Here is a 20,247-nt window from a genome sequence, read left to right on the forward strand (position 1 = left end):
TTTAACCATAAATTTCAAAAAGAATATTTATTCAAAAAAATTTTTTTCTACAAAAAACTTCGGGCTTTATACCCGAAGCTTAAAAACAAAGGTTTTTATTCTTTTATTCTCTTTAATACTTCACATAAAAATTCAAATACTCTCTTTGTTGAAGAAATACTTATATGTTCATTTGGAGTATGAACATCATAAACATTTGGTCCAATAGAAACCATATCTATGTCACCAATTTTTTCTTTTAAGAATCCACATTCTAATCCAGCATGTATAGCATCTACTTTTACTTCTTTTCCAAACATATCTTTATAAACTTCAGCCATTAGATCTCTAATAGGAGACTCTACTTTAAACTCCCATTCAGGATAATCAGCTACTAATTCCATTTTTGCACCGACTAAATCACATATATTTTGAATTCTATCATTAATTTCCTTTTTCAAGCTTTTAACTGAGCTTCTTACTGCACTATCGAATCTAATTTCTTCTTCGCTAGTTGTAATAACTCCAATATTATTAGAGCTTTCAACTAAACCTTCTATGTCAGCACTCATTGTTTGAACTCCATTAGGTATTAACCTTAAAATACTTATCAAGCCTTTTTTAGTTTTTAAGCTAAATACTTTTTGTATGCCGTCAACTTTTTCTAAGCTAATATTAATATTAGGGTCAGATGTTACAAATTCATTTGTAAATATTTTTTGATGCTCATCAACAATACGCTTAAATTTTTCTTCATCATCTTTATTAATCATTACAACTGCTTCAGACATTTTTGCAATTGCATTCATTTTTTCTCCACCGCTAATATTTGCTATATCAATACCTATTTCTTTATCAAGGCTTTCTAATAATCTTCCTAATAGTTTTATTGCATTTGCTCTATTTTTATTGATTTCTATACCTGAATGACCACCTATTAAACCTTTAATAGATATTTTATAACCTATTTTATTAGCATCAGCTTCATTCCACTCTATAGGCAGATGAATAATATTGTTTACTCCACCTGCACATGATGCAAGTATAGTACCTTCTTCTTCTGAATCAATATTTATTAAAATATCTCCAGAAACGTTTTCAGGATTTAAATTCAATACTCCATCCATTCCAGTCTCTTCTGCAACTGTAATTAATGCAACAAGAGGTGGATGTGGTAAGTCTTTTGACTCTAAAATAGCCATTATCATAGCTACTGCAATACCATTATCTGCTCCAAGAGTGGTTCCTTTTGTTCTTATCATATCCCCATCTACCATCAATGGAATTGGGTCTTTTGTAAAATCAAAGTCTAAATCTTCATTTTTTGTACAAACCATATCCATGTGCCCTTGAAGTATAACTGTTTTTGCATTTTCATACCCTTCTGTTGCTGGTTTCTTAATAATTACATTTAAACATTCTTCTTGTATAACTTCTAGTCCATTGTCTTTTGCAAATTTAACTAGATAATCACTAACTTGTTTTTCATTTCCTGAACCTCTAGGAATTCTAGTTAACTCTTCAAAATGTTTAAATACAGCCTCAGGCTTAAGCCCTGATAAAACATTTACCATTACAAGCATCCCCTTTACTTTAATTTATATTTTTTAGGCCTACTGTTATAGATTTCAACAATAAGCCCTTCATTTATCATTTTTGTTATCAAATTTTTAGTTACTAATTTAGGGTCAACAACTTGAACTTTATTCTTGCTCCAGAATAAGGACGCTTTTGTTCCTCTAACAATCTTTTCAATCTCATTTTTAGTTAAAGATTCCTGTTTTTTAAGTTCCTTTAATATTTTTGCTTCTGCTTTTTTATACAAAGCATTTAATAGTTCCTCAGTTTTTCTCTGCTGTTTAACATATCCCCATGCATATAAAAATGTAAAAGTTACAGCGAATAATAATACCTTTAGAATAAAACTTATCATACTAATCACTTACCTCTTCTCTAGTGTAATAAATTTATTATTTCTTAAAATATTTATATAAGTCCCTAGTCTTTCATAGAGGGGTTCTGCTTTCTCCCCAAATTCTTCTTTTAATATTTTAGCTATATCTTGTATATTCCTTTGTCCATCTATTGACTTCCATACGCAACTTCCAATCGGGTCTAAATCTATTCTCATTACCTCTGGTGTTTTAAAAAAAACTCTTACTATCCTGTCTAATATTCCATTTCGTGGTATGATAACCTGAACCAATCCTTCATCATTAACTATCCATTCTAAAGTATTATTTTTCTTAGGAATTAATTCTAAAAAATTATCACTTTTTTTGATTTTTTTAACCATTGTTACACCTCTATCTTTAATAAGTTGAAAAGAGGATATATAAAATATCCTCTTTTACATCATACCTCTAAATTAATTTTTCTTCAATAAGGAATTCCTCATAAGTGTATATGTTAATGCAGCAAAGAATGCTAATGCACCAATTTGTCCTAAGTCAATGCCAAGTGCAAGGTTTATTCCGAATACTGCAAATATTGCTAATAATATACCTATTAAACCTTCTCCAGCAATTAATCCTGATGCAAATAATATTCCTGAATCAATTTTTGCTTTGATACCTTTGTCTTCACCATTTGACTTCTCTAATTTCTTATCTAAGATACCTCTAATTACCCCACCAACCATTATAGGAGTACTTAAATGGATTGGTAAGTATAAACCTATTGCAATTGGAAGAACAGGTAATCCTAATAATTCAACTGCAACACCTAAACCTACTCCAGTAAATACTAATGCCCATGGTAAGTTACCACCCATAACACCTTCTATAACTAGTCTCATTAGAGTAGCCTGAGGTGCTGGTAACTCAGATGAACCAAATCCCCATGCTTTATTTAATAAAGTCAACACAAGTCCTATAGCAAGTGCTGACGCAATAGCACCGATTATTTCACCATACTGTTGTTTCTTAGGAGTAGCACCAACTAAGAAACCAGTTTTTAAGTCCTGTGAAGTATCCCCTGCCATAGCAGCAATTATACAAATTACAGCACCTACAGTTAATGTACCTATCATTCCTGCTTGTCCATCATTACCGCTAGCCTTAAATATTATAGCAGTAATGATTAATGTAGCTATAGTCATCCCTGATACTGGGTTTGATGAACTACCAACTAAACCAACAATTCTTGATGAAACTGTTGCAAAGAAGAAACCGAATATAGCGATTAATAACGCGCCAGCAAATCCTACTGGGATTATCGGTAACATCATCATAGCTAAAACAACTGCTAAAGAACCTATTAATACTATCTTCATTGACATATCTTGATCAGTTCTAACGTTAGTACTTCCACCAACACCTGATGAATAATCTTTCATAGCATCTTTAAATGTTTGTACTATTAAAGGTAATGATTTAATTAAGCTGAAAATACCCCCGAATGCAACTGCTCCAGCACCAACATATCTTATATAATAATTCCAAATACCCCAATAGCCTAATTCGCTAATTGGCACAGATGCTGGATACATAATAACATTGCCCATACTTCCTATGTTTGTAATTAGTGGAATAAGTCCAAACCAACCTATAACAGCACCAGCTAGCATATAAGCTGAAATTCTTGGTCCAATAATGAAACCAACACCAAGTAAAGCTGGCATAACATCTCCACCAATAGCAGCTCCCTTATATCCAGGTATTGTTGTTTCTATTTCACCTGGGAATAATTTAAAGCCACCTTGAATAAACTTATATAATGCACCTATACCTAAACCAGCAAAAGTTATTTTTGCTTTTTCTCCACCTTCTTCACCAGCTAACAATACTTCTGCACAAGCTGTACCCTCTGGATAAGGTAATACACCATGCTCTTTTACTATTAATGCTTTTCTTAACGGAACCATAAATAATACTCCAAGAATACCACCACATAAAGCTATTGCAGTGATAGATAATAAGCTTGGAGTTCCCATACCCCACTCTTGAGTCCAAATATAAAGTGCAGGTAAAGTAAATATTGCACCAGCTGCAAGTGATTCACCAGCTGAACCAATAGTTTGAACCATATTATTTTCTAGTATTGATTCTTTTTTAAGAATACCTCTAATGATACCCATAGAGATTACGGCTGCAGGAATTGATGCACTGATAGTCATACCCACTTTTAATCCTAGGTATGCATTTGCTGCACCAAACACTATAGCTAAAAGAATACCTAGAATAAGTGATGTTGTAGTAAATTCTGGTAAGACTTTGTCCGCAGAAATAAACGGTTTAAATTCCTGCGCTGAACTAGTTCCTTTTGACATATAGTCCCCTCCTAATTTTTATTTTATGTAAAATAGAAAGGAGATCGATTCCCAAACAATAAGTATAGATAATGCCTAGTTTTTATTAGGAATACGATTTCCTGTCTATTTACATCGACAGTACACCTGTTAACTATTATACATATATACGCCATATTATGCAATATTCTGACATCATTTTTCTACATAACAAAATTATTAAATAGGGTTTTTTTCTATAATTTAAAAATATTTTAAGTTTTCTTAACAATTTTAATGTTAAATCTGTTATGTTAAAAAATAAAGCTGTTGCTTAAAACAACAGCCTTTCGTTAATCATTTTTATCTATTTTATTTTAAAAGAACTTTTTAATGATACAATTCTATTAAATACTAATCTATCTTTTGTAGTATATTTAGGATCTACACTAAAATATCCATGTCTAAAGAATTGAAACTTATCATAAGGCTTAACATCTTTCATGTTTGGCTCAACAAATCCTTGTAAAATTTCTAATGAATTTGGATTTACTTTATCAAGGAATGATTTTCCTTCATCTTGATCATCATCTAAAATTAAATAGTCATATAATCTAAATTCTGCTTTTAGAGCATGTTTAGCATCTACCCAATGAATTGTACCTTTAACTTTTCTTCCTGTAAATCCTGTTCCACTTTTTGTTTCTGGATCATAAGTACAACGTAATTCAACTATGTTACCATTCTCATCTTTTATAACTTCATTGCATTTAATAAAATAAGCATGTTTTAATCTAACTTCATTTCCAGGAAATAATCTAAAATATTTCTTAGGTGGATTTTCCATAAAATCTTCTTGTTCAATATATATTTCTCTAGAAAATGGTATAAGTCTTTTACCCATTTCTGGATTTTCAGGATTATTGTCTGCCTCTAACATTTCTACCTGGCCTTCTGGATAATTTGTAATTACCACCTTTAACGGTCTTACTACTGCCATAGTTCTTGGTGCCTTTAATTTCAAGTCTTCCCTTATAAAATGTTCTAACATTCTATAGTCTACTACACTATTACTTTTAGCCACACCAACTTCTCTTACAAAATTACGTATTGCTTCTGGTGTATATCCTCTTCTTCTCAACCCTGAAATAGTTGGCATACGTGGATCATCCCAGCCATCAACATATTTCTCATCAACTAACTGCTTTAACTTTCTCTTACTCATAACTGTATTAGTTAAATTAAGTCTTGCAAATTCAATCTGCTTAGGCTGATTCTCCATTTCACATTCTCTTATAACCCACTCATATAATGGTCTATGATCTTCAAATTCTAAGGTGCAAATTGAGTGTGTTACTCCTTCTATTGCATCTTCAATAGGGTGTGCAAAATCATACATAGGATATATACACCATTTATCACCTGTATTATGATGCTCAGCATGTGCTATACGATATATAACGGGATCTCTCATATTTAAATTTGGTGAAGCCATATCAATTTTTGCTCTTAAAACTTTTTCTCCTTCTTTAAATTCGCCTTTTCTCATACGTTCAAACAAATCTAAATTTTCTTCTATAGATCTGTTTCTATAAGGGCTTTCTTTTCCTGGTTCTGTTAATGTTCCACGATACTCTTTTATTTCTTCTGGTGATAAATCACAAACATAAGCCTTACCTTTCTTAATCAATAATACTGCACGTCTATACATTTCTTCAAAATAATCTGATGCAAAATATAATCCATCCCATTCATATCCTAACCATTTAACATCTTCTTTGATAGATTCAACATATTCAACATCTTCTTTCAATGGATTAGTATCATCAAAACGAAGATAAGTCTTACCATTAAATTCATCAGCTAAATCAAAATTTAAGCAAATTGATTTTGCATGACCGATATGTAAATATCCATTAGGCTCTGGCGGGAATCGAGTAACTATTTCTTTGTAATTACCTGATTCTAAATCCTTAATAACAATATTTTTTATAAAATTTGATGATGTGTTTTTCTTATCCATTTTATCAAACCTTTCTCCTATTGTATTTTTCAAGAGAAATTAATATATGTATATAAATATACCATAAATTCCTTAAACTTTCTATTGATTTTATTATAAACAATTAAATTAATGTTAGCTAGCAACTAATATCCTAAATCTTTGTTTACTATTATAACGTGAATTCTACCTTTTTGCATTTGCCTTTTTATCACTACATACTCATTACAAATCCTATCTGGGCTCATGCAATCCATGCAGTACCCAACTTCAGCACAAGGAGTTTTTCTATTTAATCTCTTAGCATTAGCAGGTGCTGCTAACTCTCTATTTCTTTCTATTGCTTCATCTATATTTTTTACTATTTTATTTACACCAACAACTACTATTACTTTATCTGGTCCATATATCATTGCTGCTACTCTGTTACCTCTACCATCCACATTGTAAAGTTCTCCTTCTTCTGTTATTGCATTACTCCCAGTAAAATACACATCTGCTGAAAAACTATTTCTGTATAGTTGTTTAATATCTTCGCTAGTCAACCCATCCTTATATCTGTCAAGAAAATTATACTTTCCATTCCTTAAAAAATCTATAACTCCTACTTCAAATAAAGTCATTGAACCTCCAACAGTTACTGTATCTCCTTCTTTTATTAACTCTTTAATTTTCTCAATAGCTTCCCTTTCGCTTTGCACAAAATAACCATGCATATTGTTTTTTTCTAAATTTTCAATAGTTCTTTTAACCTTTCTCTCAATAACAAAGGAAACATTTTTATCCATACTTTCAACTCCTTTTAATATTATTCTTCAATATTATTCTTAATATAATAATATTATATTAAGAGTAATATTTAAATAAAATTAAAAACCCAGTCAACCGACTGAGTTTTATTTTTAAACATTGGGAACATTTATTCCATAAAATATCTCTGTCATTTCTTTATTTAATTTTTGAATAATTTTTTCTCTTTCTTTTTGTGTTAAATCTTCTTCGTTTATTTCAAATAAATAATTTTCTAATTTCAGATCCTTTATTTTCATCTTAGTATGGAATATATTAGATTGATAAATATTCATATCTATCAGATTATACCTAGCTATTGTTTCCTTCGCTATAAAATTTTGAATTGAATTAATATCATGGTCAATAAAATGTTTTCTACCATTTACATCTCTAGTAAACCCTCTAACTCTATAATCTATAGTTATAATATCAGAATCAAAACTATCAATTAGATAATTTAAAGCTTTTAAAGGAGAAATCTTACCACAAGTAGAAACATCAATATCAACTCTAAATGTACTTATATTATTTTCCGGATGTGTTTCAGGGTAAGTGTGAACTGTTATATGACTCTTGTCTAAATGTCCTACTATATTTTCTCGTATAGGAGTCAATATCCCCCTATTACAAGATGGATCTAGCACATATAACGGTACTTCCTCTTCAGAAATCAATAGTGTTACACTTGCCCCTTGAGGGTCATAATCTTGTTTAGCTATATTTAGTACATTTGCCCCTATAATTTCTGTAACAGTCGTTAATATTCTAGTTAATCTTTCAGAATTATACTGTTCATCAATGTATTCAATGTATTTTTTTCTATCTTCTTCAGTCTCAGTATAACATATATCATAAATATTAAAGCTTAGTGATTTTGTTAAGTTATTAAAACCGTATAGTTTCAACTTGTTTTCATTAGTTTCTATCAACTTAATTCCCCTTTTCTACTAAATTCTTCTCTATATAACAAGCTATTTTATATAGTTAAATCTAGTTTCCCAAAGTTTAAGCTAATTATAAATTATAAACCAATAGAATATAATAGTCAATTAAAATTAAAATAATAATAACTTAAAAATTTACCCCTACTTTACATAAGTAGGGGTTTTTACTATATTTTATATCATTTAAAATTCTGCTGATTTTGGAGTTCTTGGATATGGAATAACATCTCTAATGTTAGTCATACCTGTTAGATACATTATAGCTCGCTCAAATCCTAATCCATAACCAGCATGCTTAACTCCACCATATTTTCTTAATTCTAGATACCACCAATAGTCTTCTTTCTTAAGTCCCATTTCTTCCATTCTCTTTACTAAAACATCGAATCTTTCTTCTCTTTGACTTCCACCTATTATTTCTCCAACTCCAGGTACTAATAAGTCCATAGCTGCAACAGTTTTATTATCATCATTCAATCTCATATAGAAAGCTTTTATATCTTTTGGATAATCTGTTACAAAAACAGGTTTATTAAACACTTCCTCTGTAATATATCTTTCGTGTTCAGTTTGCAAGTCATTACCCCATTCTACAGGGTATTGGAAATCCCTATTTGATTTTTTTAGTATATCTATAGCTTCAGTATAAGTTATTCTTTCAAAATTTGACTTAACTATATTAGTCAATCTGTCTAACAACCCTTTATCTATAAACTTGTTAAAGAACTCAATCTCTTCTGGCGCATTTTCTAAAACAAAACTTATTATATACTTTAACATTTCTTCAGCTAAATCCATATCATCCTTAAGGTCTGCAAAAGCTATTTCAGGCTCTATCATCCAGAACTCTGCAGCATGTCTTGCAGTATTAGAATTTTCAGCCCTAAAAGTAGGTCCAAATGTATAAACATTTCTAAATGCCAAAGCATATGCTTCCACATTTAACTGTCCACTTACTGTTAAATTTGTTTCTTTACCAAAGAAATCTTTTTTAAAATCAATTTTACCATTTTCATCTAATGGTAGATTGTCAAAGTCTAACGTTGTAACTCTAAACATTTGTCCTGCACCTTCACAGTCACTACCTGTAATTATTGGCGTATGCACATAGACAAAATCTCTTTCTTGAAAGAACTTGTGTATTGCATAAGCAACTAATGAACGAATTCTAAATACTGCTGAAAAAGTATTACTTCTTGGTCTTAAATGAGCAATAGTTCTTAAGAATTCGAAAGTATGCCTTTTCTTTTGAAGTGGATAATTCTTATCTGATTCAGCTTCAATAGTTATACTTGTTGCCTTTATTTCAAATGGTTGTTTATTATTAGGAGTTGCTACAAGCAGTCCCTCAACTTTAATTGCAGTACTAATAGGTAATTTAGAAATTTCTTTAAAATTATCTAAATTATCCTCGAATACAATCTGAATATTTTTGAAAAAGCTACCATCATTTAACTCAATAAAACCAAAAGATTTCGAACTTCTAATAGTTCTTACCCATCCTGAAACAGCTACATTGTTATCTATATACTTTTCCATATTTCTATAAATATCTTTTACTAGTATGTTTTTCATCCTTATACCTCCCTTTTTTTATTTAGTTACCAGTTGACAGTTAACAGAGTAGAGGAAATAAAAATGCAAAACTCCTTATCCCTGTCTACTGTTAACTGTTAACTAATTTTACATTTTTAATTTTCAATTTTACATTTCTATGCCCTGTTCTCTGTCCCCTGTTACCTGTTCTCTAATCCTAGTACCCAGCACCCAGTATCCAGTACCTAGTACCAAAATATAAAAACCTTTCATCCCAAAACAAGGGACGAAAGGTTACTTTCGCGGTGCCACCCTAATTGCTGCACATGCAGCCAACTTTACCAGTACAGAAAATATTTCTATACTGTCCAAATAATAACGGTTTGGTCCCGTCTAAGCCTACTCTCTAAATGATTTCGGTTAGAGACTCCGAGATGTTCTTCAATATGGACTTCGTATCGGTCTCCCACCATCACCGACTCGCTTGAACTACGTTCCATATCTACTCTTCTCTTCATAGTCTTTTCCATATTAATTTTTAACTTATTATAATATTTTTTATAAAATATGTCAAAACAATTTATATAATCTTGCCCAACATTTATACAATTTATTCTACCTTTTCATCCCAAACCATTTTTGCAAGAGGAAATGGTTCTAACGCTCGATCAAGAATACCTTGAACATAAGCAATCAACATTCCATAGTTAACAATCGGTATATTTAAAGATTTTGCATTATTAATTCTATAAAGCATGCCTCTTCTATTTAGCATACATCCTCCACAATGTACTATTAAGGAATATTTTTGTATATCATCTGGAAATGAATTTCCAGAACTGAATTCAAATTCTAATTTTTTACCTGTAATTTGTCTTATCCATCTTGGAATTTTTACTCTACCAATATCATCAGCTTGTCTATGATGAGTGCATCCTTCTGAAACCAAAATTTTATCTCCATCTTTAAGCTTTTCAATTGCTTTAACTCCTTTTACTAGCTCGACTAAATCTCCTTTAAATCTAGCAAATAGTATTGAAAAAGACGTCATTAAAATATCCTTTGGAGTATCAGCAGCTACTTTCAAAAAAGCTTGTGAATCTGTTATTACAAGTTTAGGTTTTTTAGAGATATTTTCTAAAGTTTCCTTTAATTCATATTCTTTTGTAACAATAGCAATTGCATCACTTTCTAAAATATCTCTAATAGTCTGCTGTTGAGGAAGAATCAGCCTTCCTTTTGGTGCTGCTTTGTCAATTGGAGTAACAAGAATCACAAAGTCCCCTGGATTTATCAAATCGCCAACTATCTTAAATTTATCCTCATCTTCTGGTAAAACACTAATAATTTTCTTTTTCAATTCATTTATTCCCTGTTTTTTCAATGCTGAAATTGCTAAAACTGGTACTTTAAACTCCTTTTTCAAGCTAATAATCTCTTCATTAGATACCTCAGAAATATCAGCTTTGTTTAATACTATAATTAGTGGTATCTTCTTTTCCTTAATTCTATTAATTATCATTCTATCTTCATCAGTTATCCCAACAGTTGTATCAATTACAAACAGTGCTACATCTGTTTTATTTAAAACTTCCATAGATTTTTTAATTCTAAGTTCTCCCAAATCACCAACATCATCTAATCCAGCAGTATCAATAATAACACAAGGTCCAATAGGTAAAATCTCTATTGACTTATAAACTGGGTCTGTAGTAGTTCCTTTAACGTCTGATACTATAGCTATTTCCTGGTTAGTAATTGCGTTTATAATACTGGATTTTCCTGAATTTCTCTTACCAAACAAAGCTATATGGACTCTGTTAGAGCGTGGTGTATCATTTAAACTCATTTATATCCCTCCAAAATCATTTACCCGGTATTCCTGGTTTCGTTACCTGATAAGGATTTAATATTTTATCTATTTCTTCTTCAGTCAAAATATTTTCTTCTCTTAGAACTTCTCTTATTGTTTTATCATTTTTAAGTGCCTTCTTTGCTATTTCACTAGCCTTATCATAACCTATATGATGAACAAGAGCTGTTACTAATGCAGTAGACTTTTCAAGGTTTTCCATACACCTTTTTTCATTAACTTTTATTCCTTCGATACATTTTTCTCTAAATAGAATAACAGCATCATTTAATAGTTCTAAAGATTCTAGAAGACTTTCAGCTATAAGTGGGACAAATGCATTCAGTTCAAGCTGTCCTGAAGAACTAGCCATAGTAATAGCATAATCGTTTGCTATGACTTTCATTGCTACCTGTGCCACCATCTCTGGTATAACTGGATTAACCTTGCCTGGCATAATACTCGATCCAGCTTGCATCATAGGAAGCTCTATTTCTCCTAACCCACCCTTTGGACCAGAATTTAACAATCTTAAATCATTTGAAATTTTAAGTAAATTCACGCTACAAGCCTTTAACAATCCAGAAACTTCTACAAATACGTCTGTATTTTGTGTTATATCCATAGGAAATTCAGACCTAGCAAGACCAAGCTTTGTTAAATCTTGAATAACATCTGTTATCATAAAAATGAATTTTAATGGAGCATTCATCCCAGTTCCAATTGCAGTCCCACCAAGATTTATTTGTCTAAGTCTTTCCTCAACTTTATAAACTCTCCATCTATCTCTAGCAATTGCTTTTGCATAAGCTCCAAAACCTTGACCTACCATCATAGGAAGAGCATCCATAAGCTGAGTTCTACCTAATTTGATCATTTCACTAAATTCATTTTCTTTTATCTGAAGTGCTTCTTGCAAATCTGCAAGAGAATCGCTCAATTTTCTAAGCATATGAATAGCAGCGATTCTAAGAGCAGTAGGATATACATCATTAGTAGACTGAGACATATTCACATGATTAAGTGGATGGATAATGCTATAGTCTCCCTTTTTCCCTCCTAAAATCTCTATTGCTCTATTTGCAATAACTTCATTAACATTCATATTAGTAGAAGTGCCGGCTCCACCTTGAAATGCACTCAATTTAAACTCTTCATCAAATTTACCTTCAATAACCTCTTCACTTGCTTGAATTATAGCATTAGCCTTATCTTCTGGTAATTTGTTTAATCTTTTATTTACTATAGCTGCAGCTTTTTTAATAAGAGCAATTTCTCTTATTAGTTTTAAATTTACTGTTTTCGATTCTAATTTAAAATTTTCTAATGCTCTTTTTGTATTAATTCCATAATATCTAATATTTTCAATCGTACACTCTCCTAAAAAATCCTTTTCTACTCTGTAGTCCAAACTTCACCCCTCCTTTCCTACTATTCTTCATCATAAAAATCCAAATATGAATACTTCTTTCCATCTTTTTGCCACCCTAATATTGCATCCATATTTACATTCTGAGCTGCTTTGAAAATCGATTTATCTATATTCTCAAAGTTTTGCTTTAAATCTTTTATAAGTTCTTTAATTTCACTTCTTTTACTTGATGTTTTCTTTGCAGCAACCATGCATGCACAATTTAATGGCCAAATCCCACTATTTTGAGTAAAATTCTCAATATGTTTTTCACGTATATAATACATTGGTCTGATTAATTCTACACCTCTAAAATTTGTTGATTTTAATTTAGGAAGCATTGTTTTGAAACACCCAGCATATAAAATATTTAATAAAGTAGTTTCAATAACATCATTGAAATGATGCCCAAGAGCTAGCTTATTGCACCCAAGTTCTTGAGCTTTATTATATAATGCTCCACGTCGCATTCTAGCACACATATAACAAGGATAATCCTGTGCAATATTATCAACTATTTCAAAAATTCTTGATTCAAAAATATGAATTGGTATGTTCAGATATTGGCAGTTGTCAATCAATAGCTCTTTTATGCTTTCATGATACCCTGGGTCCATCGCAATAAACTCAAGTTCAATTTTAACTTGTCCTTGACGTTTTAGCTCTTGAAACAACTTTGCCATAAGCATGCTATCTTTGCCACCAGAAATTGCTACAGCAACCTTGTCTCCATCTTCTACTAAATTAAACTCTCTTATGGCTTTAATAAACTTTGACCATAAATGTTTTCTATATTTCTTAATAATACTACGTTCTATCTCTCTAAGAGGTTTCCTTTCATTGAAAGGAATTAATATTTCACAACCACTTCCTGCTATACTATTTTCTCGATTATTAATTTCATTATTACTCATTATACCACCTCTCTTTTTTCCGAAAATATTATATCACCATTTTAACCATTTTGTCTTTGAAAAATTAATCTAAACATCAAAATTTAGTGCTTTAAACTATTTATTACTAAAATCTCTCTTTATCGCTTGATTTATGTAAAAATCATTAAAAAAATTCCCTAGATGTACCTAGGGAATTTTAAAATTTAAGTTGAAAATTTTTTTAATTAGCAGCCATATCAATAGCTTTTTTAAGTTCTTCTTCAACTTCCTTAGCTATATTTGTTAAATCTGCTTTACCTATCATATCCATTAACATTGTAGGTTTTAGCATTCCAATAAATATTGAATCTTCTTTTTCGTATACAACTACTTTACATGGTAAAAAATAGCCAACTTCTAAATATGTTTCGAGTACTTCTTTTGCTTTTTTGGGATTACATACTTCAAAAATTTTAAAATTATGTGCTAAATCAAGACCTTTTTCTTTTAACTTATCCTTAAAATTTAACTCCCATAAAACACCAAACCCAACTCTACTCAAGCTATTTTTTAAGCTATTAATTGCTTGATCAAAAGTTTTATTAGTCTTTACTTCATATTTCAAATCCATTCTTTTTCCCCCTAATACTTTTTTATTTAATCAACATTGTATTTATAATGTTATAAACATTTACAGTAATTACTTATCTCAGCACTTTATATTTAAGATATCTCACCCCCTATTGGTATCAATATGTTTAAATAAACTTTTTGCTTATTTAATTTAACCTTGTATAGATTAGATACCCAATTGATAATAGTTAAAACGCTTCAGATAGGTTAAGAATTTCTGATTTTTTTATTTAAAGCTGGGTATTTTATAATATATTGAAAGTAAATTTTAGAGTAACTTGCCTATAAATGATTAAATGGGGTGAAAATATGGGATTATTTAAAAGGTTGTTTGGCAACAATATTGTCATGTATTCAGATTCATTATGAATTGATTGTCAAAAAGCAAAGAGTTTCTTTGCCTCTCATAATATTGAAGTAAAAATTAAAAATATCGAAGATCCACAAGTTCAAAAAGAGATGAAGAAAAAATTTAACCGAATTATGACTCCTACTATTTTAATAAATGGTAAAACAATAATCGGATTTGAAGATAATAAAGAATTAATAAAAAAATTACTAAAAATAAGCTAAAAATTGAGTTCAAAGTAAACTTAATTCATCTACTTTCAGACTGTAGATAAAATAAAACTATAATGATTGAAATTTGATATAAAATGGAGTAGCAGAGAATGAATTCTCTGCTACTCGTATAAGTTAAAATTTATTTTGCATTATCTCATAATAATCAAGCTGATTAAATACACACTCCTTAATACAAACTGTACATCCTGAAGTATTTGCAAAAGGAATTGCACATTTTCTATAATCAATGAATGTTAATGAGCCATCCTCATGAACTATTGGATTTTCATATATTGCATCTCCAGGACATTTTCTTATGCACTTTCCACACTTAGCACAAAATTCTTTAATCCACATATGCTTATTTTCTGTTGAAAATGGTAAATTCTCAATGTTAGTATATATAGCTGCTATTCTTTGCCTTGGTCCATAATTTGGTGAAATTAAAAGCCCGTGTCTTCCTATAGCGCCTAAACCTGCTTTTTGTGCCAATAATGGGTATATAACATCTCCCCCTAAAGCTGGTCCTGCTTGAGCCTTAAATCCATTTTCTCTTAAATAATTAGCTATTTTGTTTACTATTATTCCTAATTCTAAATAAGTTCTGAATACTTCTTTACCTGTTTCTATTCCAGGTGCTTTATCTATGGGTTCTTTTTCCATTTCCATAGTTATCACAATTGCATTATCATATAAGATTGCACGGTTTTTAAAAATTAAATCGCTATCAACTTTTGTAAATCCAATATCAGATACACCTAAACGTTTTGCATATTCAATTAGTTCAGAAATAAATTTTTCTGAAGCGATTTTATTATTTTCTTTAGGATTTCTTTTTACTGAAGAGTAACTCTTTTTAACATTAAATAATGTTCTAATCATTGTTGGCATAATTGCCTTAATTTCTTTAAAGGATTTTTTAGAGTTACCACCGTATTTCATAATTATTTCTGGTACACTTAATCCTTCCTTTGCATTTTTACCTGAATAAATGATTGGTTCATTTTCAGATACATATTTTTTTAGATTTTGAATTGATTGAATTATTTGTATCAATTTTTCATTCATAAAGGGGTCCCCCCTTTAACACTTATTAACTTAATATGTAAAGTTGCCATTTTTGAATACAGGTATCTCTTTTCCTTCTTGTGTAATTCCTATTATTTCAAGATCCTCTGTACCTATCATAAAATCTTCATGTACGAGCGAGTCATTTACTCCTAGTTTTTCCAATTCTTCTTTACTCATATTTTCACTATTTTTTATGCATACTGGGTATGCTTTTCCTATTGCTAAATGGCACGATGCATTTTCATCAAAAAGAGTATTATAAAACAATATATTTGATTTTGAAATAGGAGAATCATAAGGAACTAAAGCTACTTCGCCAAGGTAGCAAGAACCTTTATCTGTTTCAATAAGCTGTTTTAAAGTCTCATAACCTTTTTCTGCTTTAAAATCAATAATCTTTCCCTCTTTAAATGTTAAAGAAAAATCTTCAATTAAATTCCCGTTATAATTTAAAGGCTTTGAACTTACTACAATACCATTTACTCCTGTCTTTTTTGGTAAAGTAAATACTTCTTCTGTAGGCATATTCGCAACAAATTCTACTCCTTCAGGAGTATAATCGGAACCTCCAAGCCATATATGTTTTTCAGGAAGTTCAATTTTCAAATCAGTTCCTAAAGAATTTTTAAAGTGAAGTAATTTAAATTTATTACTATTTAAAAATTCCAAACTTTTTGTAAGATTAGCTTTATGTTTTTCCCAAGAAGCTACAGGATCTTGTGTGTCTACTCTTACAGCTTTTAAAATAGCCTCCCATAGTTTTTCAACTGCATCATCATCTGAAAGTTTAGGGAAAACTTTCTTTGCCCAAGCCTTTGTAGGAACTGATACAATACACCATACATTTTTATTACTCATCAAACTTTCTCTATATTCTTTTAATGAGGCATTACTAACCTTACGTTCTTTTGCTATTCTTTCAGGATTTACATCCTTCATAAGCTCTGGATCTGATGCAGATATTCTTAAAAAAGCTGCTCCTTGCTTTATATAATACATATAAAATTCTTTCTTCCATTGAGGAAACTCTTCAAAAACCTCTTCAGGAGCATGCATATACCTAATTTTTGAAAACAACTCATCTATCCAATTTATAACAACATCCTTCGCTCCCTCTTGGTAAGCAACCTTTGCTACCATTCTTGTAAAAGAATCACATTCTATAGGAGACGTTATAACAAGAATCTGACCTTTTTGAATGTTAATTCCAGTTTTAACTACAAGACGAGCATATTTTTCAAGTAAAATATTATCCATAATCAAACTCCTTTCTCTTAATTATTATTACACGATTATTATTACACGTTACAAATCGAAACATAACATCTATAAATTAAGTATAACATACTATCAGTAAATTTCGACTTTAATATATTTTCACTAAAATAATCAACTTAAAATTCTATAACTTCATAATAAAGTTCTGTATCACTTTAAATAAGCATATATTTTTTTAATCTTTCTCTTTATATTTCTCATGAAAAATTACATATCTTTTATTTAATTGAATACAATCATCGCTGACAGGATATAATAATCGATAGAAAGGAGGAAAATTATTATGTCTAAAATTATGCAATGTATGTGTGAAGAATGTCATTACAATAAAAATCATGAGTGCCATGCAGATGGCGTTCAGATTAAGTCTAATGGTGATAATCGTGTAACTTCATCGGCAGGAACTTGCTGCAGTACTTTTAAACCTAAAAAATACTAATAGGTAGACAATTGTTAGTGTAGCTTGCAAAATAAGCTAAATAAATTAATGGCTTATTTTGCAAGCTTTTTAATAATACAAAGGGACGGTTCTTTTGTTTCCTCATGCTTTTGCAACAATATTTACTGTAAATCCTGTTATTCTTGCTATTTGTCTTATTGATAATCCCTCAATCGCTTTTATTTTTCTTAAACAAGCGTCTCTTTCTTCCTTATTCAACTTTTTTAATTCCTCTATCGATTGAATATATAAATATTGTTTTATGACCTTTAGTCCCTCTTTATCATTTAATTTTTTTATCTGTTTTATTTCTAAGCATTCTTCATTGCTTCTCTCATTCATTAATTCTTTGTATCTCTGTATAGCTTGTTCCTTTTTATTTGCAAACATCCCAAGTATTAACTGCGTATCTACTACTTTACTTGTATTTTTTATATATTCATGATAACTGCTCCATTGATATTGGTCTATTTTATCTACTATTCCTGCTTTTAATGGATTTTGATGAATATATCTTATTACTGTTAATAAGTATTTATCATCTTCTACTGGCTCACTTTTGTATCTGTCCTGAAATAAATGCCCTTTTCTTTCATACTTTGAGTTATACCAATAAACATAACTTACTCCTATTCGTTTCATTACTTTAGATAATGGTTCTTTCCCTTCTTTTATGAGAATATGTACATGATTGTCCATAATACAAAATGCATATAATTCATATTTAGACACTTCTTTATATTTTTTAAGCAACTCAATAAATTTTTCTTTATCTTCATTATCTTGAAAAATCATTTCCTTGTTTATTCCTCTTAAAATAACATGATATATCCCAGTGCTACTTTTTTGCCTCTTTATTCTTGACATTATATCACCTCAATTTTATTATATCATTAAGCTTTTCATGATACAATAGAACCGTCCCTTTGTTTCCTTTTGTTTCTAAGTACATAAATTCCAAAAAACATATTGAATAAGAAAAAACTATATGATATACTGGCCATTGTTCACTCACCATTGGAATTTTATCTGCCCTAATGACAATCGCATTTCACCAATATCTATTCAAAACTTAATATCGGAGGTGATTGACATTTTTAGAGGATTGGAACTTGCAAAAAAATCCTTTAAAAGAGATCGCGTCTATTTACTGAATCACATTATTAATAATATTGGAAGTCTTGTTTTCGGTTATATCAATGTTAGGATTTGGCTAGCTGTATTAGGAAATTCTAAAGAAGGCATGGAGGCAGTAACCTATTTAATGGTCAATCAGGCTGGACTTTGGCTCGTAATGTTTATTCCCTATGGATGTTACATACCAAAAAAAGTCTATGATGGATCAATCGCCTACGAAATGCTAAGACCCTACGGTTTGCTATATGGTAGTTTTTTTGAAATCGTAGGTCATATTCTTTACAACTTCTTATTTCGATCAGTCCCCATTTTCATTTTCAGTGTTTTGGTTATGAAAGTTTCTCTTCCAGATATTCATCAGATTTTACCATATTTAATTACATTAATTAATGGGATAATAATTGCATTTTTAATAAACTATTTCATTGGGCTTTGGAGTATTAAATTTTTATCAATTAACGGTGTTCAGATGCTCTATTATTTTGCTAGCTCATTATTTAGTGGTGCATTTATTCATCTAAAATATTATCCTCAAGCTTTTAAAAAAATTGTTATGAGTTTACCTTTTGCATACACTTCCTATGTACCTACAGCTGTTTACCAAGGACAATTTAGTCTGCTAAAAGCTTTTGTGAATCAATGGACATGGATAATCGCATTATCTATTTTTGCCTACGCACTTACTAATCGACTATCAAAAAAGATAGCTATTCAAGGAGGTTAATATGAGACTTTTTTTAACACTCTTTAAGGCTTCTTTTAAGAGTCAAGCACAATATAAGTTTGATTTTTTTGTTAGTATTATAGGAAATATCTTGGGACTTCTTGCAGATTTCATTATAGTTGCATTTATATTGATGCGTTTTAAAAATATTGATGGCTGGCAGCTTCATGAGGTTGCTTTAATATATTCGATTATTGAATTTGGTTTTGGGATATATAGATTTATCGGCGATGGATTCAACAATTTTGAACTATTAATTCTTACAGGCAAGTTTGATACATTGCTAATCAGACCTGCTTCTGCACTCCTACAAGTAATGCTTCAGAAAATCGATTTTAAGAGGCTTGGTATGGTAATGCAGGCTGCAGTGGTAGGAATTTGGGGTATTCAAAAATGCACCTTTGTAAACAACAGCTTTTATTTATATTTACCTTTGCTGTTACTAGCTTCTGTTTTAATTAATATGCAAGTAAGCATTGTCCTTGCTGCAGCAGCCTTTTGGACAGGAAAAAATGAAGATATCATAATACTAGGGCATTACTCTACACGATCAGCAGCTAGGTATCCTGCAACAATTTACCATAATATATTCAGCTATATTTTAACCTTTATCATTCCATTCTTTTCAGTAAGTTATTATCCCCTTTTATATTACACAGGAAAGTCAAATAACATCTTTTATTTATTGGCTCCTTTTTTGGGAGTAGCAGCAATGACTCCAATATCATATTTTATCTGGAATTTAGGTATTAAAAGATATTCGAGTACAGGAACTTAGAAAA

19 protein-coding genes and 1 other annotated feature are annotated in these 20,247 nt (G+C 30.3%); of the genes, 4 read left to right on the forward strand and 15 right to left on the reverse strand.

Going from position 1 to position 20,247, the window contains the following annotated elements; genetic code table 11:
• Positions 1–95: 95 nt before the first annotated feature.
• The 12 genes from TR13x_RS06405 to TR13x_RS06460 form a co-directional block, all read right to left on the reverse strand.
• Positions 96–1,553, reverse strand: coding sequence for an aminoacyl-histidine dipeptidase (locus tag TR13x_RS06405; protein ID WP_054871084.1), 1,458 nt, complete (start codon positions 1,551–1,553; stop codon positions 96–98).
• A gap of 14 nt (positions 1,554–1,567) precedes the next feature.
• Positions 1,568–1,912, reverse strand: a complete 345-nt coding sequence (locus TR13x_RS06410) for a hypothetical protein (RefSeq protein ID WP_152912126.1) — start codon at positions 1,910–1,912, stop codon at positions 1,568–1,570.
• A gap of 9 nt (positions 1,913–1,921) precedes the next feature.
• A complete protein-coding gene (locus TR13x_RS06415; protein WP_054871086.1) occupies positions 1,922–2,275 on the reverse strand; it encodes a PqqD family protein in 354 nt (117 codons plus the stop codon).
• 72 nt (positions 2,276–2,347) lie between these two features.
• Complete coding sequence (locus TR13x_RS06420) at positions 2,348–4,249, reverse strand: OPT family oligopeptide transporter (protein WP_054871087.1); 1,902 nt, start codon at positions 4,247–4,249, stop codon at positions 2,348–2,350.
• 325 nt (positions 4,250–4,574) lie between these two features.
• Positions 4,575–6,230 carry a glutamine--tRNA ligase/YqeY domain fusion protein gene (locus TR13x_RS06425; RefSeq protein WP_054871088.1) on the reverse strand — a complete coding sequence of 552 codons (1,656 nt, stop codon included), beginning with the start codon at positions 6,228–6,230 and terminating at the stop codon, positions 4,575–4,577.
• 125 nt (positions 6,231–6,355) lie between these two features.
• Positions 6,356–6,997: a lactate utilization protein gene (locus tag TR13x_RS06430; protein ID WP_054871089.1), complete on the reverse strand. Its 642-nt coding sequence runs from the start codon at positions 6,995–6,997 to the stop codon at positions 6,356–6,358.
• Between the two features lie 114 nt (positions 6,998–7,111).
• Positions 7,112–7,927, reverse strand: a complete 816-nt coding sequence (speD, locus tag TR13x_RS06435) for an adenosylmethionine decarboxylase (RefSeq protein WP_152912128.1) — start codon at positions 7,925–7,927, stop codon at positions 7,112–7,114.
• A gap of 201 nt (positions 7,928–8,128) precedes the next feature.
• Positions 8,129–9,520 carry an asparagine--tRNA ligase gene (gene asnS, locus TR13x_RS06440; protein WP_054871091.1) on the reverse strand — a complete coding sequence of 464 codons (1,392 nt, stop codon included), beginning with the start codon at positions 9,518–9,520 and terminating at the stop codon, positions 8,129–8,131.
• A 240-nt stretch (positions 9,521–9,760) separates the two neighbouring features.
• Positions 9,761–10,008: a binding site (T-box leader), on the reverse strand.
• 83 nt (positions 10,009–10,091) lie between these two features.
• Complete coding sequence (hydF, locus tag TR13x_RS06445; RefSeq protein ID WP_054871092.1) at positions 10,092–11,330, reverse strand: [FeFe] hydrogenase H-cluster maturation GTPase HydF; 1,239 nt, start codon at positions 11,328–11,330, stop codon at positions 10,092–10,094.
• Positions 11,331–11,346: 16 nt separating this feature from the next.
• Positions 11,347–12,744 carry an aspartate ammonia-lyase gene (locus TR13x_RS06450; RefSeq protein ID WP_054871093.1) on the reverse strand — a complete coding sequence of 466 codons (1,398 nt, stop codon included), beginning with the start codon at positions 12,742–12,744 and terminating at the stop codon, positions 11,347–11,349.
• A 20-nt stretch (positions 12,745–12,764) separates the two neighbouring features.
• On the reverse strand, positions 12,765–13,658 hold the full coding sequence (locus TR13x_RS06455; RefSeq protein ID WP_054871094.1) for an ATP-binding protein: 894 nt from the start codon (positions 13,656–13,658) through the stop codon (positions 12,765–12,767).
• A gap of 202 nt (positions 13,659–13,860) precedes the next feature.
• Positions 13,861–14,250 (reverse strand): DUF302 domain-containing protein, encoded by a 390-nt coding sequence (locus TR13x_RS06460; RefSeq protein WP_054871095.1) that lies wholly within the window; start codon positions 14,248–14,250, stop codon positions 13,861–13,863.
• Positions 14,251–14,621: 371 nt separating this feature from the next.
• On the opposite strand from TR13x_RS06460, the gene TR13x_RS11415 reads away from it, so the two are divergent.
• Positions 14,622–14,825, forward strand: coding sequence for a glutaredoxin family protein (locus TR13x_RS11415; protein WP_082394813.1), 204 nt, complete (start codon positions 14,622–14,624; stop codon positions 14,823–14,825).
• 123 nt (positions 14,826–14,948) lie between these two features.
• Here the strand turns inward: TR13x_RS11415 and TR13x_RS06465 are convergent, their stop codons facing one another.
• Positions 14,949–15,884: a 4Fe-4S binding protein gene (locus TR13x_RS06465; protein WP_054871096.1), complete on the reverse strand. Its 936-nt coding sequence runs from the start codon at positions 15,882–15,884 to the stop codon at positions 14,949–14,951.
• A 30-nt stretch (positions 15,885–15,914) separates the two neighbouring features.
• The gene (locus TR13x_RS06470; protein ID WP_200905830.1) at positions 15,915–17,144 is read right to left on the reverse strand and encodes an aminopeptidase; all 1,230 of its coding nucleotides are present in this window, start codon (positions 17,142–17,144) and stop codon (positions 15,915–15,917) included.
• Between the two features lie 325 nt (positions 17,145–17,469).
• Between TR13x_RS06470 and TR13x_RS11420 the strand changes: the two genes are divergently transcribed.
• Positions 17,470–17,604, forward strand: coding sequence for a DUF1540 domain-containing protein (locus tag TR13x_RS11420; RefSeq protein ID WP_242851736.1), 135 nt, complete (start codon positions 17,470–17,472; stop codon positions 17,602–17,604).
• 102 nt (positions 17,605–17,706) lie between these two features.
• Here TR13x_RS11420 and TR13x_RS06475 read toward each other — a convergent pair whose 3' ends face one another.
• On the reverse strand, positions 17,707–18,471 hold the full coding sequence (locus TR13x_RS06475; protein WP_054871097.1) for a transposase: 765 nt from the start codon (positions 18,469–18,471) through the stop codon (positions 17,707–17,709).
• Positions 18,472–18,709: 238 nt separating this feature from the next.
• Between TR13x_RS06475 and TR13x_RS06480 the strand changes: the two genes are divergently transcribed.
• On the forward strand, positions 18,710–19,465 hold the full coding sequence (locus tag TR13x_RS06480; protein ID WP_054871098.1) for an ABC-2 family transporter protein: 756 nt from the start codon (positions 18,710–18,712) through the stop codon (positions 19,463–19,465).
• A gap of 1 nt (position 19,466) precedes the next feature.
• Positions 19,467–20,243 carry an ABC transporter permease gene (locus TR13x_RS06485; protein WP_054871099.1) on the forward strand — a complete coding sequence of 259 codons (777 nt, stop codon included), beginning with the start codon at positions 19,467–19,469 and terminating at the stop codon, positions 20,241–20,243.
• The last annotated feature ends 4 nt before the right edge of the window (positions 20,244–20,247 follow it).

Source organism: Caloranaerobacter sp. TR13, from assembly GCF_001316435.1.
Lineage (GTDB): Bacteria > Bacillota > Clostridia > Tissierellales > Thermohalobacteraceae > Caloranaerobacter.